The 20853-nt window shown below is 55.1% G+C and carries 19 protein-coding genes; 9 read left to right on the top strand and 10 right to left on the bottom strand.

What is annotated here, in order from left to right:
* Positions 1-8: 8 nt before the first annotated feature.
* From nhaC to ABVS15_RS04920, 6 genes are all read right to left on the bottom strand, one after another.
* Positions 9-1451: a Na+/H+ antiporter NhaC gene (nhaC, locus tag ABVS15_RS04945; RefSeq protein ID WP_369282646.1), complete on the bottom strand. Its 1443-nt coding sequence runs from the start codon at positions 1449-1451 to the stop codon at positions 9-11.
* Positions 1452-1588: 137 nt separating this feature from the next.
* The gene (locus tag ABVS15_RS04940) at positions 1589-2374 is read right to left on the bottom strand and encodes an SDR family NAD(P)-dependent oxidoreductase (protein ID WP_369282645.1); all 786 of its coding nucleotides are present in this window, start codon (positions 2372-2374) and stop codon (positions 1589-1591) included.
* A 15-nt stretch (positions 2375-2389) separates the two neighbouring features.
* On the bottom strand, positions 2390-3490 hold the full coding sequence (locus ABVS15_RS04935; RefSeq protein ID WP_369282644.1) for an ATP-NAD kinase family protein: 1101 nt from the start codon (positions 3488-3490) through the stop codon (positions 2390-2392).
* Positions 3487-5052, bottom strand: coding sequence for an aminomethyl-transferring glycine dehydrogenase subunit GcvPB (gene gcvPB / locus ABVS15_RS04930; protein WP_369282643.1), 1566 nt, complete (start codon positions 5050-5052; stop codon positions 3487-3489). Before gcvPB ends, ABVS15_RS04935 begins: the two co-directional genes overlap by 4 nt.
* A gap of 18 nt (positions 5053-5070) precedes the next feature.
* Positions 5071-6465: an aminomethyl-transferring glycine dehydrogenase subunit GcvPA gene (gene gcvPA / locus ABVS15_RS04925; protein ID WP_369282642.1), complete on the bottom strand. Its 1395-nt coding sequence runs from the start codon at positions 6463-6465 to the stop codon at positions 5071-5073.
* Position 6466: 1 nt separating this feature from the next.
* Positions 6467-6610: a hypothetical protein gene (locus ABVS15_RS04920; protein WP_369282641.1), complete on the bottom strand. Its 144-nt coding sequence runs from the start codon at positions 6608-6610 to the stop codon at positions 6467-6469.
* Positions 6611-6955: 345 nt separating this feature from the next.
* Here ABVS15_RS04920 and ABVS15_RS04915 point away from each other — a divergent pair, with 345 nt between their 5' ends.
* The 5 genes from ABVS15_RS04915 (at position 6956) to ygiD (ending at position 11272) form a co-directional block, all read left to right on the top strand.
* Positions 6956-8662 carry a sigma-54 interaction domain-containing protein gene (locus tag ABVS15_RS04915; protein ID WP_369282640.1) on the top strand — a complete coding sequence of 569 codons (1707 nt, stop codon included), beginning with the start codon at positions 6956-6958 and terminating at the stop codon, positions 8660-8662.
* Between the two features lie 16 nt (positions 8663-8678).
* A complete protein-coding gene (gene metG / locus ABVS15_RS04910; RefSeq protein ID WP_369282639.1) occupies positions 8679-9038 on the top strand; it encodes a methionine--tRNA ligase subunit beta in 360 nt (119 codons plus the stop codon).
* Between the two features lie 537 nt (positions 9039-9575).
* Positions 9576-10130 carry a LemA family protein gene (locus ABVS15_RS04905; RefSeq protein WP_369282638.1) on the top strand — a complete coding sequence of 185 codons (555 nt, stop codon included), beginning with the start codon at positions 9576-9578 and terminating at the stop codon, positions 10128-10130.
* A gap of 8 nt (positions 10131-10138) precedes the next feature.
* Positions 10139-10444, top strand: coding sequence for a hypothetical protein (locus tag ABVS15_RS04900; protein WP_369282637.1), 306 nt, complete (start codon positions 10139-10141; stop codon positions 10442-10444).
* A gap of 69 nt (positions 10445-10513) precedes the next feature.
* Positions 10514-11272 carry a 4,5-DOPA dioxygenase extradiol gene (ygiD, locus tag ABVS15_RS04895; RefSeq protein ID WP_369282636.1) on the top strand — a complete coding sequence of 253 codons (759 nt, stop codon included), beginning with the start codon at positions 10514-10516 and terminating at the stop codon, positions 11270-11272.
* 206 nt (positions 11273-11478) lie between these two features.
* On the opposite strand, the gene ABVS15_RS04890 is transcribed toward ygiD, so the two are convergent.
* Complete coding sequence (locus ABVS15_RS04890; protein WP_369282635.1) at positions 11479-13350, bottom strand: heavy metal translocating P-type ATPase; 1872 nt, start codon at positions 13348-13350, stop codon at positions 11479-11481.
* A 180-nt stretch (positions 13351-13530) separates the two neighbouring features.
* Between ABVS15_RS04890 and ABVS15_RS04885 the strand changes: the two genes are divergently transcribed.
* From ABVS15_RS04885 to namA, 3 genes are all read left to right on the top strand, one after another.
* Positions 13531-14094, top strand: a complete 564-nt coding sequence (locus tag ABVS15_RS04885) for a TetR/AcrR family transcriptional regulator (protein WP_369282634.1) — start codon at positions 13531-13533, stop codon at positions 14092-14094.
* A 475-nt stretch (positions 14095-14569) separates the two neighbouring features.
* Positions 14570-15511, top strand: coding sequence for a diguanylate cyclase (locus ABVS15_RS04880; protein ID WP_369282633.1), 942 nt, complete (start codon positions 14570-14572; stop codon positions 15509-15511).
* 258 nt (positions 15512-15769) lie between these two features.
* Positions 15770-16798 (top strand): NADPH dehydrogenase NamA, encoded by a 1029-nt coding sequence (gene namA / locus ABVS15_RS04875; protein WP_369282632.1) that lies wholly within the window; start codon positions 15770-15772, stop codon positions 16796-16798.
* Between the two features lie 318 nt (positions 16799-17116).
* On the opposite strand, the gene ABVS15_RS04870 is transcribed toward namA, so the two are convergent.
* The 3 genes from ABVS15_RS04870 to cysK all read right to left on the bottom strand — a co-directional run bounded on the left by ABVS15_RS04870 (position 17117) and on the right by cysK (position 19885).
* A complete protein-coding gene (locus tag ABVS15_RS04870; protein ID WP_369282631.1) occupies positions 17117-18292 on the bottom strand; it encodes an NADP-dependent malic enzyme in 1176 nt (391 codons plus the stop codon).
* A gap of 38 nt (positions 18293-18330) precedes the next feature.
* Positions 18331-18717, bottom strand: a complete 387-nt coding sequence (locus ABVS15_RS04865) for a metal-dependent transcriptional regulator (protein WP_369282630.1) — start codon at positions 18715-18717, stop codon at positions 18331-18333.
* Positions 18718-18952: 235 nt separating this feature from the next.
* Entirely contained in the window at positions 18953-19885 is a 933-nt protein-coding gene (gene cysK / locus ABVS15_RS04860) for a cysteine synthase A (RefSeq protein WP_369282629.1), read from the bottom strand.
* A gap of 275 nt (positions 19886-20160) precedes the next feature.
* Between cysK and ABVS15_RS04855 the strand changes: the two genes are divergently transcribed.
* Entirely contained in the window at positions 20161-20589 is a 429-nt protein-coding gene (locus ABVS15_RS04855) for an Rrf2 family transcriptional regulator (RefSeq protein WP_369282628.1), read from the top strand.
* Positions 20590-20853: the final 264 nt, after the last annotated feature.

The raw sequence follows: 20853 nt of genomic DNA, 5'->3' as shown, positions 1-20853 counted from the left end.
CCCAAAATTTATTGCTTTTCGCTCACAACCGCTTCTTCCACCGGACGATAGGTCCTCTTGCTGGGGATCTCCCCGGTCTTCCACTGGAACTTCCCCATAAAGCCCCACAGGATGGCGACGAGCGGACAGATCCAGCAGAACAGGGCGAAGGGGAGATAGGTGAACGCGTTGACCCCCAGCGCCGCGCCGATAAATGCGCCGCACAGGTTCCACGGAATCAACGGAGAGGTAACGGTTCCGGAATCCTCTAGAGTGCGGGACAGGCACTGCGGGAGCATATCCTTTTCACGGTACGCGGGCATGAGCAGCTTTCCGCCCAGAATCAGGGTCATATACTGGGAGGCGGTGACGAGGTTGAGCGCAATCTCAACAAGAACGGTGGTAAGTACGAGCGTACCCACCGTTTTGGTCAGGCCCTTGATCTTTTCCAGCAGCACGTCAAGGATGCCGCATTTTTCGATCACGCCGCCGAACACCATGACGATGACCGACAGAGATGCTGTGTAGTTCATGGAAAACATGCCGCCGCGGGAGAGAAGTTTGTCGATGTCATAGATGCCCGTTTCACAGACGAAGCCGCTTTCCATAATGCTCATGATACTGGAAATCGAAACACCCTGATGCAAAACGGCGATTGCCGCCGCCACCAGACCGGAAATCAGCAGGGTCGGGAATGCGGGGAAGCGCTTAAACGCGAGGGCCAGCACGATAATGATAGGAAGCAGCTCGATAAAGTTCATCTTAAACATACTGTCAAGAGAAGAAAGTATCTGGCTTACTGTCTCATTGTTTACGCTGCCGCTGGTGGAAAATCCCATTATCGTGAAGCCGATCAGCGCCAGCACAATCGCGGGTCCCCCGGTGTAGCACATGGCCTTGATGTGGTCGAACAGGTCCGCCTCGGCAACGGCCGGGGCAACGTTTGTGGTGTCGGACATGGGGGACATCTTGTCCCCGAACGCAGCGCCGGACACCACGGCGCCCGCCGTCCATGCCGGGTTAACGCCAAGGCCCATGCCCACGCCCATCAGGGCAACGCCGACGGTTCCGGCCGTGGACCAGGAACTGCCGGTGGCCATGGACGTGAGGACACAGGCCAGGCACGCGGTGGTCAGGAATATTTTGGGGCTGATCAGCTTGAGGCCCCAATAGATAACCATGGGAACCGTGCCGCTGGCAATCCACGAGCCCATCAGCCCACCGATGCAGTAAAGAATCACCAGTGTGGGAATGAGAAGCTTGCCGCCGTGAAGAATCGCTTCTTCAATGGTGGCATAGGGGCAGCCGGTAAGTACCAGCAGAAGGATGGTGAACCCAAGACAGGTCATCATAGTGATGTGGAGCTGCTGCCCGGTCAAAAAAATCGCACAGCACATTGCCGCAATCAGGAATACCATACTTGCCAATGCTACCCAAAGCTTCGGGCGGAACAGCGTTTTTGCTTCTTCCATAGTATTTTTCCTTCCTCTTATCAGTTGTTTTCATTCAACTTTCTTGTACTTCAAGAACCCACACCCACCTGCTAACAGTTTTTTCCGAACGTCAAAAGTATTGAACAACGTGTTTTTGCGGCAATGCTTTGGACCAATCAGGCCGTTTCGCCGCCGTCCAGAGGAATATGCTGACCGGTAATATATTTGGCTTCGTCCGAGGCAAGGAAGGCATACAGCGCCGCCACCTCCGCAGGATCGGCGTGCCGCTGCATGGGAATCCCCTTGTTGCATTCATCAAACATTTCCTGCGTATACTCAGCCTCCTGCATGGGCGTCAGCACATAGCCGGGGCAAATGCAGTTGCAGCGAACCCACGGCGCGTGCTCCAGGGCCACGCTGCGCACGAGGTTGATCACCGCCGCCTTGGAGGCGTTGTAGTCCGTATAGAACGGATGCCCCTCCATGCCGTTGGTGGACGCGGTGCAGAGAATCACGCCCGCGTTGTCCCTGGTCTTTTCTCCCTGCATGCGCTTGAGGGCCTCCAACATGCACAGGCACATTCCATCGAGATTGACGCCCATCACCCGCTTCCACTGGGAAAAATCCGTCTCGATAAACTTCTTGCGGATGGAGATACCGGCATTGGAAATGAGAATATCAATTCCGCCCAAAAGCTCATCCATTTGGACAAAGGCGGACTTTACGCTTTCCTCGCTGCTCACGTCCACCTTTACGGCTCCGGCAAGGCCGGGAATTTCCTCCCGCAGCGCGTCAAATGCCTTTTCGTTATAGTCGAACACAACGACCTTGGCGCCCTCCAGCGCAAAGCGCTTTGCCGTGGCCTTACCGATACCGGAGGCTCCGCCGGTCACCACAACGCGCTTTCCTTTCAGCTCGGGATACAGGGCACGGGACTCAAATTTGTAATCCTGCTTTAACATAAAACGTTCTCCTTTTTATTCGCCGCCGATGCGGCACATTTGTTCTTCCATAAAGCCCACAATCACGCGGGCATACCCGCTGAGCATCCGGTCGGTTTCTGCGTCGCCGGTATCGACGAGGAGGGGCCTTCCCTCAAGATAAAACAGCTTTTCCCGGGTGGCCAGAATGTGAAGCCGCTCCTTGCCGATTTTTCCCAGCACCTGCGCGCTGAGCTGCTGATTGCCCCGCCCCAGCAGATAGCCCTGTCCGCCGGTGGGCGTGAGCACCAGATGTGTTTCCCGTTCCTCCAGCCGACGAAGAATGTCTCTCTCGGACAAATCCGCCTGTACCAGCGTCCGGGTGCAGACCAAATCCACGCCCAGCAGCGTATTCGTAAGCCCCAGCCTGTCCATCAGCGTCCGCGTAGTGGAGCCGGGCCCGATGAGATAGTAGACATCCTCCCGCATTCGGCCCATCATTTCCGCCGCAATGCTCTCCTGCTCCGCCCGCTCGCCGACAGGTGACGGCGCTTTTCCGTGCTGCAAAAAATCCCGGTCGTCGGGGACCTTTAAATAGCCGTACAGACTGGTACACACCCGCCCGTCGCGGTAGGACGCTTCATCAATGTCAACCACCTCCGCCTCCCGGGTATGGCAGCAGCCACCCTGCAAAAACCGCAGCGCCAGTTCACCGGCCCGCTCCGGGCGGGTGGCATAGACGGGTGAATGAATCTTCACGCCTGCCGGGATGCCGATCACCGTACAGGAAATCCCGGCGGACACGATGTCCCGGGCAGTGCCGTCTCCCCCGGCAAACAGCAGTAGGTCCGCCCCTGCCATCGCCCTTGCCGCGCCCAAGGTGTCCCGCTGCGACGTTTTATCCCCGCAGACATACACCACCTCTATGTCAAAGCCCAGTTCCCGGGCAAGCCGTTCGCCCATTTCGCCGGAGGGGCACAGCAGCCGCAATTCGTCCTTTATGGGAAGCAGCCGCTTTAGTGCCACTGCCGTCCGCGCTGCCGCCCGCGGCTCCGCCCCGCGGCGGATTGCCTCCTCCGCAACGCCGTCGGTTCCCTTCAATCCCACGCTGCCTCCCAGTCCGGCAATGGGGTTGACGATCAGTCCGACTGTTTTCACCGGAACTTTTTAAGGTAGCAGCGCCACGTTACGGCCCACTGCGCCGGGTCGTCCATGTTGGACTCGTCCAGCCGGTGGCAAACGCTCCGGTACGGCGCGTTCTGAAACAGGCCAGGATTCTGATACGCCTCGTCGAAAATGTACTTGAGGGTTTCGATATACTCGTCAATGTCCTCCTTTGACGGTGTTTCCGTGGGTTCAAGCGTGATGGGCTCGGGGACGTAATAGGGATGATGGCTGGTCCAGTAATGCAGGCCGAAATCCATCATGCGACGCTGGATGTCGGCGGTCCCCACGCCGGTTTCCTTAAAGAGCGTTTCAATGGTGTAGCGGCACTGCTCAATGCGCTGCTTGCCGGGGATATAGGGCGCGTCCACGCAGTGCAGCTCCATCAGCTTTTTGAAGAGATAATTGTTGTTAAGCACCGCCGTCTTGGCTACCTGATACAACCCGTCCGGACCCATGGAGCGAATCCATGCGTAGGCCTTGAGAATCACCGGGGCCACCCCGTTGAACTGGCGGATTTTCCCAATGCCGTCGGCGTTGCTGGCCGTTTCATAGTCGTAGTAATATTTTTCCCCGTCAAATTGCAGCAGCGGCGCGGGCAGGAATTTTTCCAAAAACTGTGCGCAGCCAATGGCGCCGCAGGCGGGGCCTCCGCAGCCGTGGGGCGTGGAGAAGGTCTTGTGCAGGTTGAAAAAGCACATATCAAAGCCTGCGTCGCGGGCGCGGGTCACGCCCAGAAGGCCGTTTGCGTTGGCCTGATCGTAGGCGCACAGGCCGCCCTTTTCATGCATGAGCTGAGTGAACTTGAGGACATTCTTGTTATAAACGCCGGTATCCTCGGGATTCGCCACGAAAAACGCCGCGGTGTGCTCGCCCACAGCCGCCTTAAATGCCTCGTAATCCGGGTAGCCGTCCTTATCCGGGTGCAGATAGATGATCTTGAATCCCTTGACGTGGGGCGCGGCCGCATCCGACGGATGGGAGTAGATGGTGGTGATGATTTCGTTGCGCTGCTGTTCCTCACCAAGGGCCTTGAAATGGGAATACACCAGCGACGCCATGGCCAGAACGCCCTGAGAGCCGCCGCTGGGCTGGAAGGAAAAGCGGTCCATGCCGGAGATTTCACACATGTACTGATTCGTTTGATACATGATCTCCATAATGCCCTGACAGGTGCTTTCATCCTGCAACGGATGCAGCTCCCGAAGCTGGGGCAGATTTGCAAGCTGGTCGTTGACCTTGGGGCTGTATTTCACCGTGCAGGTGCCCTGTCCAATCTCGATGTTCACGTCTGCGCCCAGCGTCTCCTGCGCAAGCCTCGCATAGTGGCGCAGCACGCGGGGCTGTGAAATCTCCGGAAGCGCCGGAGCGGTTTTGCGCTGCAAAAACGCGGGAAGCGCCTTGGTGCCTTGTACGGAAGATACTACCTTTTGGCCAGCCTTGCCCACCAGAATACCGCGCTCGCCGGGCCGCGTCAATTCAAAAATCACCGGCTCGTCCCACTTTGCCTGATGAAAGCCGGTGCGAACCTTAGAGCTTCTGTCAATCTTTTTCATTTCTGTCTCTCCTCCTTCTCACAGAATCTCGCTGAGCGCGGAAACCAGCGTGTCCATATCTTCCTTAGTGTGGACCTCGGTCACGCAATACATGGCGCACTGTCCAAGCTGGGGGAACTCGCGGGACAGGTCCTTTCCGCCAAAAATCCCCCGCGCAAGCAGCGCCTGGTTAATCTCGGCCACCGTTTTTCCGGTCCTGCCGAAGTCCAGCACAAACTCCTCAAAAAACGGCGTGTCAAACCGCAGGGAGACATTTTTGAGCGCCGCAAGCCGCCCCGCCGCGTACTGTGCGTTCTGCATGATGGTCTGGCCCACCTCCTGCATGCCCTTGGGCCCCATTGTGGCCAGATATACCCCTGCGGTAATGCCCCACAGGGCGGTCTGGGTGCCGACGTATTCCTTGGCCTTGTCCCGGAGATGGCCGAAGGAGGTGCGGTCGTAGGCAACGTCCCCGAAGGCGTACTCCCCGGGCTCCTTGGTCCGGCAGATGCCAAACAGGCGGGACGGAAATTCCAGCACGTATTTGGGGTCGTCCATCGTTGCCATAAAGCCGCACTGCCCGCCGCCGTAGTTCATATGTATGCCCAGCGGCTGCACATCGCCGCAGACGATATCCGCGCCATACGCGCGGGGGGGCGCGATGACACCCAGGGAAATCGGGTCCACGCCCACCACGCACTGTGCGCCCGCCTGATGCGCCGCCTCCGCGATCTCGCGGGCATTTACTTCAAGCATTCCGAGATAAGCAGGGTTTTCAAAATAAACAACGCCCACGCTTTCACTGAGCTTGGCCCTGAGATCGCTTAAATCCATGCAGCCGGTTTCATTGTCCGCGGCAACCTCCTCAATCAGAAGGTCCGGCGTGCAGTAATTTCTAATGACCGCCAGCTTTTCGGGGTCCATCGCCGCAGGAACCAGCACGGCGGTGCGGTTTGCCACGCGGCAGCCCATGCGGATTGCAGAGGCGGCAGCCTGAGAATAGTCCATGGTGGGGACGTTGACCACTTCCATATCCACCAGCTCGGCAACCATGCTTTCAAACTCAAACAGCGTCTGAAAACGGCCGAAGTCATTGTAGGACTCGCCGCCGTAAGCGGTGAGGAACTCGCCCTTGCCGTTGATTTCGTCGCAGATTGCGGGTACATAATGCTGATAGCAGCCCGCGCCGAGGAAATTCAGGTAATCGGCGCAGCTTTTGTTCTTTTTCAGCAGGCCCTCCACATGGCGGCGCAACTCGTATTCCGAGCCAAACGCCTCCGGCAGCTTCATGTTTTCCTTTAATATGATTTCGTCAGGCACCTCCTCGTGCAGTTCTTCAATGGAATGCAGGCCCAGCTCCCGCAGCATCTCCTGCTCCACCTCGGGCACCGAGTTTGGGATGTAGGGATGACTTTTAAATCCTTTTACACTCATCTCAATGTTCCTTTCTTATTGTGAATACTGGATTAACAAGGATTTCTACGCAATGCCGTCCTATACCGCGCAGTAGGCCGCTGCCGGCGCATGTAATCACCGCGACTTTTCCGGATAAATCCAGATAGTTCTTCAAATCGACCATGTTTTACGCCTCCTTTTTCCTTCTGCAATCGTAAGTCGTAAAGCCGCTTACCGGTATTAGAGCAATTTTCCCTCCACAATTCAGAAAGCGGCAGTTAATTTATTACTTTATCCGGATACCACAACATCTTGTTAAATGCGCACCCGCATTTTTAGCAACATGCATAAATCGCAGGCCTGCTGTACTGCGCCAAGCGGGGTTCCTGAAAGTCACCCGCCCGCAAAATTGTCTGTTTTGTCATTTTTATTGTCATGTTTGTCAAAATTTCGTTTTCAGAGATTGACTTATCACAAAACGCAGCTATACTAAGTAAAAGATCGTCATTTCTTTGATAGGAGCTGCGTTATGGGACTTTCAGGCTATGTTTCCGAAATTGCCTTGGTGCTGCAAACAATTCATCACCTGTTTGGAATCGAAGCTGCCGTGTTTGATACCGGCGCGGTCTTGATTGCCGGAAGCGAAAAATATTTGGAGATTAAGGGCACCACCGTGCATAAGCCCTCCATTGCCGAGGTCATCGAAAACGACGAGGTCACTGTTCTGTGTCCCGGCAAGATGGAATCTTGTATCGGCTGCCGCTTCAGCAGCAACTGTCCTGCCACATTGGAGCTGCTTAAGCGGATTACAAACGAGGGCATCCCCGTGGGCGTTTTGTCCTTCTCCGCTTTTTCAGAGGATGAGCATGACGAGATCATCACCCGGATTGACTACTTCAAGCAAATTATCGCGGACTTTTCCAATTTACTGGCTGCCGTTTTGAAAAACGCCAAAAGCAATGCCTTCCCAACCGATAAAAACCAGTTTTCCGCCATATCCTCCCTGTTCCCGGACGGTCTTCTGACCACGGACGTGGATGGCAATATTCTGGACATCAACGATGCCGCGCTGAACATTCTCAGCGGCACGTGTTTAAAGTCCATTCGGGATTTTCTTCCAGCGGAGCTAAGCGAGGAAGTGATGAGCGGGCGGCATGTCGTCAATCAGGCGGTTGAAATTCGCCAGGGGCTGACGGTTGCTCTTTCCTCCGCGCCTGTTTTCAGCCCTCTTGGAGACTCCGGCGGTTTTGCCGTGCGCCTGACTGCAAAGCAGGCGGTTCTTTCCCCCGCCTCCAAGGTCCCGGAGTATGAAAAAATGCGCGGCGGCGGGCCTCACATGGAAAGCGTGCGCAGGCGGATGGGGAAGATTGTGAACAGCCCCTCTTCCGTCTTTATCTCCGGCGAAACCGGCACGGGAAAAGGCGTGCTGGCGCGCTCCGTTCACTACGAGGGCAATCGCCGGGACAAGCCCTTTATCATTATCAACTGTGCCAATATTCCGGAATCGCTGTTTGAAAGCGAGCTGTTTGGCTACGAGGCAGGCGCGTTTACCGGGGCGCTGAAAACCGGAAAGTCCGGGAAAATGGAGCTTGCCGAGGGGGGCACGCTATTTCTCGACGAGATCAGCGAAATGCCCATGAGCATGCAGGCAAAGCTTTTAAGCGTATTGCAGGACCGGCAATTCGAGCATGTGGGCGGGACGAAAAACATCGCCCTGAATACCAGAATCATCTCCGCCTCCAACGCGAACATTCAGCAGCGAATTGAAGAGGACCGCTTCCGCGCGGACCTTTTTTACCGGCTCAATGTGATCAGCATAGAGGTCCTGCCTCTGCGGGACCGGATGGAAGATCTGCCCGAGCTGCTGGACGCCTTTCTCAGTAAATATAACTATCGCCTCCACGCATCCGTGAAGGGATTTGACGAACGCGTGATTCAGCAATTCAACCGTTATAGCTGGCCTGGAAACATCCGCCAGCTTGAAAATATCGTTGAGTACTGTATCAATATGGCCGACGGCGACATTGTGCAGCTGCCCGATCTGCCGCCGCATTTTCTCAGGGAAGTGGAAGCGGAACCCCTCCCGGTTTTGAAAGAGGCCGAAGGGGGCGTTATTCGCGATCTTCTGAATAAATATGGCTGGGATTCCAACGGAAAAGCGCAGGTGGCCCAGACCCTGGGCATCAGCGTTCGTACACTTTACCGCAAGATAGACCAATCTCGTCTGGAAAAATAAACGCTTGGAGGTAGTTATGGAAGAAGTCATTTTGGAGGAAACTAAGCTGGAAATCGAACTGGAGGATTTCCAGAAGCTCGATTTTCGGGTATGTCAAGTCATCGCATGCGAAGAGGTTGCGAAAAGCAGAAACTTTTTGAAGCTCACGGTGGATGATGGGCAGCGCCGGCGCACCATCATGTCTACCATCCGCTCTTATTACAAGCCGGAGGAACTGGTGGGTAAAAAAATCGTTGTGCTGGTCAACCTGAAGCCCCACAAATTTTGCAGCATTTTAAGCGAGGGAATGCTGATTGCGGTGGATGTGCCGGAGCAGGACGACTGCAAGGTTTTATTCGCCGACGATTCCTGTCCCATTGGCCAGCCCGTCAGCTAAACAGACTACCGGAAGTACATACCCATCTCCCAAAATAAAAGGGGCGCTCCGTCAGCGGAGCGCCCCTTTGCCGTGCTTCTGTTTTCCAGCTTGATTCCGCCTTTAAAAATCAAGGCTTCGAAACAATGATTCATGTCAAAAAAATCATGTTTCATGCGCTAAGCGGATTCTCAGGAAAATAGTTGATAAATTGAGTGTCAGAAAATATTTCCAATACATGACCTTATAGAAGACGGAGGACTAAACGTAAAAAATTACCGGTACTGATGGCGGCGCTCACCGCGTGCGCAGAGTCCCTTGCGGGATATCAGCAAATACTCTATGAAGCCAGCAAGGAAAATGGCGCGTCAAAGCTGGAAACAGCATCCACGCTGGCGGATGATTATGATGAAACTCTGGGATGCTTCCTTGACGCAATGGGCGTCGCGTAATCAGGCTGCAAAGATATTGCGGACGGCGTCTTTGTCCGACCGGAACCGGCAGGGGGTCCAATGGGCTCCCTGCCTTTTGAAAAACAGAACGGGGAGGTAACACACGATGCAGTCAATGTTCATCGCGGTCCTTATCATTGCCGGAATGCTTGTCTTATGGACGGTGTCCACCCAGCGCAGACTGGTGGTGCTGGATGAAAATATCAGCAACGCCATGAGCCAGATCGACGTGCAGCAGTCCAGCCAATTCGACGCGCTGACGGCGCTTTTGCATTTGACAAAGGTCTATGCAAAGCATGAGAGCGAAACGCTGATGGAAACCATCAAATCCAAAAGAAACGTGATCACGGCAAAATCTGCACCGGAGGAGGTGCAGCGCCAGGAGGGAGTTATTTCTGAAGCCCTTGGCAGGATTTCCACGGTGACGGAGCAATATCCGGAGCTGAAAGCAAACCAGAGCTATCTCAAAACCATGGGCGCGGTGCAGACCTTTGAGGGCATGGTGCGCACCAGCCGCCTGATTTACAACGACAACGTGGCCAAGCTGAATCGTGAAATCCGCATGTTTCCGGTTTCCCTGATTGCCGGGATACTGGGCTTTTACAAACGAGACTATCTGGATGAGCGGGCCGATCAAGCGGAAATACCCGGCATGAAATGAGGCGCCCTATGGGAAAAACAGGATGCGGCATGACCTACGCCATGCTCCGGACGGTGCTGGGCCGGGTAGACAGGCAAGTCCTTTCCGGCAGCGGCGTATTTTCCGCTTTTGGAACATACGATAAAGTAATCGCTAAAGCGCTGAGAAGTCCCGGTACTTCCGGGCTGAACGCGCTGCCGTTCTTTCCAACTCCGCAGAACAGGGCGCGCATTCATTCAGCACCGGCGCTTTTTATACGGCACTCCCTTTCATGGACGGCTCCTCCATTATTTTCAGTATGGGAGACTGTGAAACGATTGGGGTGTCGTTCATAATTTCTGCTTGAATTTCTGTACTCATCTGTGCTACCCTTTTGGTATATCGTATAGAAAGATGGTGTGTAAATGCCCGCATTATTTGTCGGCCACGGATCCCCTATGAACGCAGTTGAAGAAAACCGCTTTGTCGAAGAGTGGAAAACTCTTGGCAATAAAATTCCGCGGCCAACCGCTATATTGGCCGTGTCCGCCCATTGGTTTACGAATGGCAGCCGGGTCACGGACGCGCAGGCACCCAGAACCGTCTATGACATGTATGGCTTTCCGGACGAGCTTTACAAAATTGTCTATCCCGCCAAGGGCGCTCCGGAGCTTGCGCACCTTACCCAGAGCATGATCTCCCGCAAGGTCACGATTGATAATTCCTGGGGCCATGATCACGGGACGTGGTCCGTTTTGCACAGAATCTATCCGGACGCCGATATCCCCGTGTTCCAGCTCAGCATCGACAGCCGGATTTCCCCCCATGAGCATTATCAAATCGGCAGGGAGCTTTCCGCCCTTCAGGAGCAGGGCGTTCTGATCTTTGGAAGCGGCAATGTGGTCCACAACCTTGCCCGGGTGAATTGGGGCATGGATGGAGGCTATTCCTGGGCGGAGGAATTTGACGCATATATTAAAGAACATGTGATGGCGCGTCAAAATGAAAACGTGATCAATTATCAACAGGCGGGTTCTTCGGCCTCTATATCCGTTCCAACGCTGGACCACTTTGCGCCGCTTTTGTACGTATTGGGCGCGTCGGAAAACGCGGAGCGCGTGACCGTTTTCAACGACGCCTGTACCTTGGGTTCGCTTTCCATGACCAGCTATCTGTTCCAATAACAAACCCTTTCTCCCGCACCCAGCTTTATAAAAAAGGAGCCCTGAAAAATCAGGGTTCCTTTCTTTTTTGATATCTGCGGCGGGTTTCGTTTTTCTGCGGCGCAACTTGTGCCGACTTCCCTTCCCACTTGCCTGCGGTATGTGAGAAATTTTTCGGACCCGTCAGCCGCAACTGCGGGAAAAGGTTTATCATTGCCTTCCCTGTTTCAAGCAAGCTTTCGGTCGTAAAGCAGGGCCGCGTTCAGCACCACCAGCACGGACCCGGCATTATGTACCAACGCGCCGGTAATCGGATTCAGCACGGCGGCGATGGAGAGAACCACCGCAATGAGGTTGATTGTCATAGACAGCGATATATTAAATTTAATGGTCCGCAGCGTGGTGTTGGAAAGCTTTTTGAGATAGGGAATCTTTGAAATGTTGTCGCCAACCAGCGCAATATCCGCCGCCTCCACGGCAATGTCGCTTCCAATCCCGCCCATGGCAACGCCCACCCGGGCGGCTTTCAGCGCGGGCGCGTCGTTCACGCCGTCTCCAATCATGCAGACCGTTCGCCCCTGCCGTTCCAGCTCCTCAATGGCGCCGACCTTGCCCTGGGGAAGCAGCTCCGCTTTTACCGTCTGAATCCCGGCCTGCGCCGCAAAATACTTCGCGGTGTGGGCACGGTCCCCCGTGAGGAGCACCACCTCCGCATTCATACCGCAGAGCTCTCCGACCATATCCCGGGCCGACTCCCGCAGGGTATCCGACAGGGTAATCACACCGATCAGCGACCGCTCCCTTCCAACAAGAATGGCGGCCTTTCCTTGCGCGCAGAACCCGTCCAGCGGACTGGCAACGGCTTCGTCCATCAAAACGCCTTTTTCCTTCAAAAACTCAAGGGTGCCGCAAATCAGTGCCTGCCCGTCCACCATGGCCGTGATTCCTTTGCCGGGCAGCATTTGAAAATCAGCGGCGCTCTCCACCACAACGCCCTGCTCCTTTGCGTGGGCAACAATCGCTTTTGCCAGCGGATGCTCGGAATAGGCCTCGGCGGCGGCGGTCAGCTCCAGCAACCTCTCCCGGCTGACTTCTTCGACCAGAGGGAGAATATCCGCCACCACAAGATTTCCGTTGGTCAGCGTTCCGGTTTTGTCAAAAGCGATGCAGTCTACCTTTCCCATGTTTTCCAGCGCTTCGCCGGACTTGATAATCACGCCGTGCTTGGTCGCCTGCCCCACAGCGGCCATAATAGAGGTCGGCGTGGCCAGTGCCAGCGCACACGGGCAGAACACCACCAGAATCGTCACGGCCCGGATAATATCCTTCGTTGCCATAAAGGTAATCACGGCGATGGCCAACGCGGCAGGAACAAGCCATGCCGCCCATTTGTCCACAATGCGCTGCATGGGCGCCTTCTTATTTTCCGCGTCCTGCACCATGCGAATCAGCTTTTGCAAAGAGGAATCCTCTCCAACTCTGGCGGCGGTAATGTCAATCGCGCCAAAGCAGTTAATGGTTCCGCAAAACACGCTGTCGCCCGGACCTTTATCCACAGGAAGGGATTCCCCCGTCATAATGGACTGGTCAACCGAGGTGTTTCCCACCGTGATTTCGCCGTCCGCCGGAATGGCCTCGCCGGGTAAAACCCGAAGAAGATCGCCCTTGCGGATTTGCTCCGCCGAAATGAGCTCCTCCGTGTCTCCCGACGCATTGGAAAGAATTCTTCTCCCCTGTACGGGCGTCAGCCCAATCAGCTTTTTCAAGCCTTTTTTGGCCCGTTCAACGGTTTTATCCTCCAGAATTTCGCCGATGGCCATAATAAAGGCCACCTCACCGGCGGCAAAGACCTCTCCGATTGCAATAGAGGCAATCATAGCAATGGAAATCAACAGCGCCGAGGATATCCGTTTTTCGCACGCGAGATTAAAAATCGCCTGATACACCAGCGGGTACCCGGACAGCGCCACCGTTACCCACGCCGGATCCACAGAAAGCTCCGTTTTCGTCAGCAGCAGAATCAGGCTGCATGCTAGAAATACCCCGGAAACAAGGGTCCATTTTAATCCTGTCAGTAAATCACTTGTTTTTTTTAACATATTCTCTCACTCCTATATTGGCACTTGATTATTCCACTCATTTTCAGTACAATTAATTCGTAACCGAACAGATTGTTCTTTAGTTAGTGTATCAAACGTACACGGCGGTTACAAGAACCGGTTTTTACGGAATGTGCGCTACCGAATAAATCAATAAAACTGTTCCGAAAGGGTGGACATATGGACAGACGGCAGAGAAAAACGAGAGATGCGATTTTTGATGCGTTCAGTGAGCTGCTGCTGCACAGCAGCTATTCGCAGATTACGGTGCAGGAGATTATCGACGGGGCCAACGTGGGCCGAACCACCTTTTACGCGCATTTTCCCACCAAGGACGATCTTTTGCGGGAGATGTGCGCAGAGATGTTTGCCCACGTTTTTTCCAAAGCACTCAAAGCGGAGCCAACCCACGATTTTTCCATGGCACGGGGTGACCCAATGGCAATCGTCACCCATCTTTTCTACCATCTGCGTGAGCATGGGCGGATGCTGGTAGTTCTTTTAACCTGTGAGCAGGGGGAACTTTTTCAGCGCTATTTTAACGAGTATTTCAACGAGCTGGTAACCCGGCATATTCTCGGCGGGAGTATGCGCAGGAGCGCTGTGTTGCCGGAAGACTTTCTGATGGATCACATCGCGGGCAGCTTTGTGGGCGTAGTCCGGTGGTGGCTGAAAAACGATATGGAGCAATCACCGGAGGAGCTTGCGGGCTACTTTATGGCGGCAATTCAACCGGCGGTGTAACAGGTCTTAGCCCCGGACGGCTTGCCGTTGAAAGAGGAATTATATTCACATGAAACTTCTGAAACGTACAATTTCCGATGGGGCCACCTGCACAGTAGAACGTGGACCCGGGCGCACCGGAGAGGCTGATGCGTCAGGGAGGTCTGTATCACCGCATATCGGAATTGCAGGAGCAAGCCGCGGTTTGCTCCCTGTAAGTGCGAGCCGGGCGGGGAAAAGTTCTCTAATTGGGAGCTTCTCCCGGCCCGGTTTTTATGGCAATGAGCTGCATACAGCCTTTTTGCGCAGTCATACAGCGCGATCAATCCGTAAATAAGCAACGAATTATTTCCGAATCTTGCGCACATTCCCGAATTGATGTAGAATAAGAGCATTCAGATGACGGTTGACAGTCGTTTTTATCATTGCAATCGTTTACTTCTGCCGATAAATGGAATTTTGATGAGCCTTGAACCGAATGGAAAAGGGTGCTGTTATGAAAGAAATTACAATTATGAATACGTCAATTTCAATTGAAACGCTGTTTGAATCCATGCCGGTGGCAATGGTGCTGCTCAACCGAAATGGCGAACATGTAGCAGTCAATCAAGCGCTTGCGTCCATCAGCGGCTCCCGCAGCGAAGAGCTGATCGGTCGAAAAGTTGAAGAGATGAGCAAAGAGAGCGGCAGAAATATTATTCGTGATTTTCGTATGTTTGACGCCAATCAGGAGGTCCCAGACCATGAGGTGGTCATTGAGGGGAAAACCTTCTATGTCTCCGTCCGCCCACTGCGGAACGACACCGGATATGCAATCGGGGAAATGGTTGCATTGATGGATATTACCAAGACAAAAGAATTGGAGCAGCAGCTGGAGGAAACAAACCGAAAGCTCCTTTCCCTGTCAAGATATGATGATTTGACAGGCGTCTTAAACCCGCGCACCTATTACGAAGAAGCCGAAAAAAAGCTGCTTTCCGGGCAAGTATCCGATGCCCCCTGTTCCGTTCTGTTTCTGGATTTGGACCATTTTAAAAGAATCAACGATACCTATGGTCACGGCGCGGGGGACATGGTCCTTTCAAGCGCTGCCAAATGTATCAGGCAGACTTGCAGAAAGAACGATTTGATCGGCCGTGTGGGTGGAGAAGAATTTTCTCTGTTCCTTCCGGAAACCGGTCACAATGATGCCATCGTCCTTGCCGAAACGCTCCGCCGGGAAATCGAGCAGATGGAGATCAAGGTGGAAAACAGTCTGGTAAAGATCACCGCCAGCATTGGTGTGGCATTTAAAAGCGAGTCCCACCAGTCTATTGCGGACATTCAGCGCGAGGCTGACTGCGCCATGTACCGCGCCAAGCAATCCGGCAGGAACAGAGTCTTCAGTTTTCGCGGCGTCCCTGATTCCGCAGAGGGTGGAACGCGCTCCGATGATTAAGCGCCGGATGCATTCTGCCAAAACCAATTGCATATACACAGCTTTTTAAAGCGGCCATATCCGTAGAGGTATGGCCGCTTTTTTGCTCTATTTCTTCTCCGCAGCTCGTCAGCCGGTCGGGCACGGTTGGGGGCGCTTTTTCCGGGGAATGACATGTCTTCCCCCACCTTCTCATTGCATCTGTTGCCTGTCCGTGCTATGATAGCCATATCATTTCAGGTAATTTTTGGGGCCTTACGGCAGAAGGGAGAACGACCTATGAACCTGTTCAACACACTCACTGTAAAAAACATGACGCTGCGCAACCGAATCGTCATGCCTCCCATGTGTATGTACAGCACCGAAGGTGACGGCGTACCTACGGACTTCCACTTCACCCACTATACCTCCCGGGCCTTGGGCGGCGCGGGGCTGATCATCATCGAGGCCACAGGCGTGCTGCCCCCGGGCCGCATTTCCGACCGATGCCTTGGCCTTTGGAACGACCAGCAGGCCGAGGCGATGAAGCCAATTGTTGCCGCCTGCCAGAAATACGGGGCAAAAATAGCCATTCAGCTCAACCACGCGGGACGCAAGTGCGAGGCGAAGGAGAAAATGATTTTTGCCCCCAGCGCCATCCCCTTTGAGGAAACGTCCCCTATGCCCAAGGAGATGACGGAGGAGGAGATTGGGGACGTGGTACAGGCATTTCGCAGCGCGGCGGCCCGGGCTGCGTCCATCGGCTTTGACGCTCTGGAAATCCACGGGGCTCACGGATATTTGCTAAACGAATTTCTCTCCCCCCTCACCAACCGCCGCACGGACGGCTACGGCGGTTCCACGGAAAACCGCTGCCGCTTCCTGCTGGAAGTCCTGCGGGCGGTGCACGAGGTCTGGCCCGCGGAAAAGCCCGTGCTTTTGCGCGTCTCCGCCGAGGATTATGAGCCGGAGGGCATTCACCCGGAGGAAATGAGCAAAATTGTAGAGCTGGTGAAGCCATATATCGACGTGGTAGACGTCAGCTCGGGGGGCGTGATGCCCACACCGCCGACGGCAATCTATCCCGGCTATCAGGTAAGAGCCGCGGAAATTTTGAAGCAGTCCTCCGGCCTGCCTGTGATTACCGTGGGCCTGATTACCGAGGCCCATCAGGCCCAGCAGATTCTGGGCGAGGGCCGGGCAGACCTGATTGCTTTAGGCCGTGAGCTTTTACGGGATCCCTATTGGGTTCTTCATACAGCCCGGGACCTGAACGTGGAATACCCTTGGCCGGAGCAGTATGCCCGGGGATTCAAGGCAAGAAAGTAAGGGTGTCACTGGGCAAATTGCCTTTCATTCCGTCTGTCTTTAAACGTGTCTGCATCGTTGGCCGGAGAAACTTTTCAGGCGAAAGCCATGCAAATGGACAGGACAGATTAAAAAGCAGGACAGAGGCCGAGGCCTCTGTCCTGCTTTTTGCACTTCTTCTGCGAATTTTTGCTGGAAATCCGCCCTGTGGGTATTCTTCCGACACTTGGGAGAATTTCCTTATCGGGACTGCCGGTTGGAATGCGGCAATACGGATCTGTCAAAAAATTACCGTCTCGACCCTACCGCCTCGCCGGGAAAGGTTATCGACGACGCACCTCAGATGCGGGCAACGCCGGTTTTCCGGGCCGCTTCCGCCACAGCTTTCGCCACCGCCGGACCCACCCGGGGGTCAAAAGCCGCGGGGATAATATAGTCCTCGTTCAGCTCGTCATCGGAAATCAGCTCCGCCAGCGCCTGCGCAGCAGCCATCTTCATTCCCTCGTTGATGTCGCTGGCCCGCACGTCAAAGGCCCCCCGGAAAATGCCGGGGAATGCCAGAACGTTATTGATCTGATTGGGATAGTCGCTGCGCCCGGTGGCCACCACCCGCGCCCCGGCGGCTTTCGCCTCGTCGGGGAAAATCTCCGGCGTGGGGTTGGCACAGGCAAAGATAATCGCATCCTCCGCCATGGAGCGCACCATTTCTGCCGTCACGGAGCCGGGAGCCGACACGCCGATGCATACATCCGCACCCGCCACAGCCTCCTGAAGCCCGCCACGGAGATTCCGGGGATTTGTAACCTCTGCCAGCTCGGTTTTAATCCAGTTCATGCCGGTTTCCCGGCCCTTGTAGATGATTCCCGTTCGGTCGCACAGGACGATGTCCTTCGCCCCTGCCGCAAGCAGCAGCTTTGTCACCGCCACGGCGGCGGCGCCCGCGCCGTTCACCGCGATTTTCACGTCCGCCAGATGCTTTCCAACCACCTTCAGCGCGTTTTGAAGTCCCGCCAGCGTGATGACGGCGGTGCCGTGCTGATCGTCGTGGAAGATGGGGATATCGCACTTTTCTTTCAGCTTCCGCTCAATTTCAAAGCAGCGGGGCGCGGCAATATCCTCCAGATTCACGCCGCCGAAGCTGCCGGAAATCTGATACACAGTGTTGACAAACTCGTCCACGTCATGGCTTTTCACGCACAAGGGAAACGCGTCCACTCCGCCGAAGGCCTTAAACAGCACGCACTTGCCCTCCATTACGGGCATGCCCGCCTCCGGGCCGATGTCCCCCAGGCCCAGCACGGCGCTGCCGTCCGTGACCACCAGACATAAATTGTGCCGCCGGGTCAGCTCGTAGCTCTTGTCCGGATTCTTTTGAATCTCCAGACAGGGCTGGGCCACGCCGGGGGTATAGGCCAGCGACAAATCCTCCCGCGTGGCCACCGGAACGGCGGCCACCACCTCAATTTTTCCCTTCCACTCCCCGTGGAGCCGAAGCGATTCCTTCGCGTAATCCATTGCTTTCTCCTTCTCCGGTCCCCGCAGGCCCTGCGCCCTCAGACGGAGCCTTTGTCTGATTTTGCCCTCTCCAAAAACTCCTTGACCCGGGCAAACGTCTCTTCGTGGAGATCGTGCTCCACCCGGCAGGCATCCTCCGCGGCGATCTCAGGGGGCACGCCCAGGAACGTAAACAGCTCCGTCAGCGTTCTGTGCCGCCGGTAAACTCGGGAAGCAACCTCCATGCCGGTATCGCTCAGCGTAATCGTTCCGTCCTCGGCCATGGAGATGTAGCCGCTTTCCCGCAGCTTTTTCATGGCAATGCTGACGCTGGGCTTGGAATAGCCCAAATCGTTCACAATGTCAATGGAGCGCACGGACCCCAATCTCTCCTGCACGACCAAAATGGACTCCAAATAGTCCTCCGCCGACTCATGAATCTCCATGGTCCCACCTCCTGATGACAGATTTTCACCGGTGCATCTCCGCAACCGGCAGTTTGTTCTGTCTATCTTACCATAAACAAGAAATTTTGCAAGTACGCACCTGTGAAGTTTTTGCGAACTTGCCGCCATTTATAACTGGTAGGGTATTCCATCGGAGACTTTTGGAGAAAGGACCGGAAATGCGCAAAAAAATCCGGGACCGCCGCACATAGGCGGCAGTCCCAGACAAAGCCTTTTAGTCTGCAAACAGCGGAGTGGAAAGATAACGGTCGCCGGTGTCCGGCAGCAGGGCCACGATGGTCTTGCCCTTGTTCTCCGGCCGCTTGGCAAGCTGCACGGCGGCCCAAACGGCGGCGCCGGAAGAAATGCCCACCAGAACGCCCTCCGCTCTGCCGATTCTTCTGCCCTCGGCAAAAGCGTCGTCGTTCTCCACGGGAATCACCTCGTCATACACCGAGGTATTCAGCACGTCGGGGATAAAGCCCGCGCCGATGCCCTGAATCTTATGACTTCCCGGTGCGCCTCCGCCCAGCACGGGAGAGGCCGCAGGCTCCACCGCCACGATTTTCACATTGGGGTTCTTCTCACGGAGATATTCACCCACGCCGGTGACAGTGCCGCCGGTGCCGACACCCGCCACAAAGATATCCACGGTTCCGTCGGTGTCCTCCCAGATTTCCGGGCCGGTGAACTCCTTGTGGACCGCCGGGTTGGCGGGGTTGACAAACTGGCCGGGAATGAAGCTGTCGGGCGTCTCTGCCGCCAGCTCCTCCGCCTTGGCAATGGCACCCTTCATGCCCTTTGCCCCTTCGGTAAGCACCAGCTCTGCGCCATAGGCCTTCATCAGCTGACGGCGCTCCACGCTCATGGTTTCCGGCATGACAATGATAATGCGATAGCCCCGGGCGGCCGCCACGGAGGCAAGACCGATGCCGGTGTTGCCGGAGGTAGGCTCGATGATGACGGAACCGGGCTTCAGCTTGCCGCTGGCCTCCGCATCGTCAATCATGGCCTTTGCGATGCGGTCCTTCACACTGCCTGCGGGATTGAAGTATTCCAGCTTGCCCAGAATCCGGGCCTCCAGCCCTTCCTCCTTCTCAATGTGGCTCAGCTCCAGCAGCGGGGTCTTTCCGATCAGTTGATCGGCGGAAGTATAAATATTGCTCATTGTCTGTTCCTCCTATATTTCATTCGATGTGATTTTTGCGATTCAGCGGGACGCTTCTCTCCAAGTGCGGGAAGCGGGGCAACATCGAAAACCGTCGGGCAGAGACAGTATGAACTTCATATATCATTACCAACCTTTCAAGTAGGTTAATATGGATTATAAGCATTCTTTTTGAATTTGTCAATAGGCAGCAGGAAAAAAATTTCCAAAGCTTTCAGTTGATTCCCCACTAACCGTATTATATAATAGGTTTATCACATCTGGAGGAATTTTATATGCTGATTTCAACAAAGGGCCGCTATGCCCTGCGGGTGATGATTGATTTGGCCGAGCACCGGACAGAGGGGTATGTCCCTTTGAAAGAGGTTGCGGAGCGGCAGGATATCTCAGAGAAATATCTGGAGAGCATCATCAAGCTTCTGGTCAAGGGAAAAATACTGACCGGGCTGCGGGGCAAAGGCGGCGGGTATCGCCTGACAAAGTCTCCTGAGGAGTATTCCGTGGGCGCTGTTTTGCGCCTGACGGAGGAATCGCTTGCCCCCGTCGCCTGTCTGGAGGGGGAGTCCGTCTCCTGCCCCAGAATGTCAGAATGCCGGACGCTTCCCATGTGGCGCGGATTGGACAAGGTCATCCGCGACTATCTGGACAACATCACGGTGGCCGATCTGACAGCCTCCGATTCCGGCGGCAACTATGTAATCTGAATGGCGGCCCACCAAAAAGGCCCGGCTTGCGCCGGGTCTTTTGTGGCGGAACACGACAAAGCGGACGGCCTGCCAGCCGTCCGCTTTGCCTGTATGGTATAGAGAAAGGAGAGGGAGAAATTGGAGAAATGTATCAAGTGTTCCGCTTGATGTGTTCATAATAACGTCGGGCCGGAGAAAAGTCAACGGCCTAAGGGCACCTTTCATAGTTTGTTTACAAACAGGGATTTTTTTCAAAATTTGTTCACAATACGTTCAAATAAA

Origin of the sequence: Oscillibacter sp. GMB15532 (assembly GCF_041020825.1) — a bacterium.
Taxonomy (GTDB): domain Bacteria; phylum Bacillota; class Clostridia; order Oscillospirales; family Oscillospiraceae; genus Oscillibacter.
This window is presented reverse-complemented; position numbering and strand designations above follow the sequence as displayed.

Coding starts and splice junctions, on each gene's coding strand:
- ABVS15_RS04890 (WP_369282635.1), bottom strand. CDS start 13,350: ATGTTAAAAAAAACAAGTGATTTACTGACAGGATTAAAATGGACCCTT.
- gcvPA (WP_369282642.1), bottom strand. CDS start 6,465: ATGAGTGTAAAAGGATTTAAAAGTCATCCCTACATCCCAAACTCGGTG.
- ABVS15_RS04870 (WP_369282631.1), bottom strand. CDS start 18,292: ATGGATTACGCGAAGGAATCGCTTCGGCTCCACGGGGAGTGGAAGGGA.
- ABVS15_RS04915 (WP_369282640.1), top strand. CDS start 6,956: ATGGGACTTTCAGGCTATGTTTCCGAAATTGCCTTGGTGCTGCAAACA.
- cysK (WP_369282629.1), bottom strand. CDS start 19,885: ATGAGCAATATTTATACTTCCGCCGATCAACTGATCGGAAAGACCCCG.
- nhaC (WP_369282646.1), bottom strand. CDS start 1,451: ATGGAAGAAGCAAAAACGCTGTTCCGCCCGAAGCTTTGGGTAGCATTG.
- ABVS15_RS04900 (WP_369282637.1), top strand. CDS start 10,139: ATGGGAAAAACAGGATGCGGCATGACCTACGCCATGCTCCGGACGGTG.
- ABVS15_RS04885 (WP_369282634.1), top strand. CDS start 13,531: ATGGACAGACGGCAGAGAAAAACGAGAGATGCGATTTTTGATGCGTTC.
- ABVS15_RS04855 (WP_369282628.1), top strand. CDS start 20,161: ATGCTGATTTCAACAAAGGGCCGCTATGCCCTGCGGGTGATGATTGAT.
- ABVS15_RS04920 (WP_369282641.1), bottom strand. CDS start 6,610: ATGGTCGATTTGAAGAACTATCTGGATTTATCCGGAAAAGTCGCGGTG.
- ABVS15_RS04865 (WP_369282630.1), bottom strand. CDS start 18,717: ATGGAGATTCATGAGTCGGCGGAGGACTATTTGGAGTCCATTTTGGTC.
- ABVS15_RS04880 (WP_369282633.1), top strand. CDS start 14,570: ATGAAAGAAATTACAATTATGAATACGTCAATTTCAATTGAAACGCTG.
- ABVS15_RS04940 (WP_369282645.1), bottom strand. CDS start 2,374: ATGTTAAAGCAGGATTACAAATTTGAGTCCCGTGCCCTGTATCCCGAG.
- ygiD (WP_369282636.1), top strand. CDS start 10,514: ATGCCCGCATTATTTGTCGGCCACGGATCCCCTATGAACGCAGTTGAA.
- gcvPB (WP_369282643.1), bottom strand. CDS start 5,052: ATGAAAAAGATTGACAGAAGCTCTAAGGTTCGCACCGGCTTTCATCAG.
- metG (WP_369282639.1), top strand. CDS start 8,679: ATGGAAGAAGTCATTTTGGAGGAAACTAAGCTGGAAATCGAACTGGAG.
- namA (WP_369282632.1), top strand. CDS start 15,770: ATGAACCTGTTCAACACACTCACTGTAAAAAACATGACGCTGCGCAAC.
- ABVS15_RS04905 (WP_369282638.1), top strand. CDS start 9,576: ATGCAGTCAATGTTCATCGCGGTCCTTATCATTGCCGGAATGCTTGTC.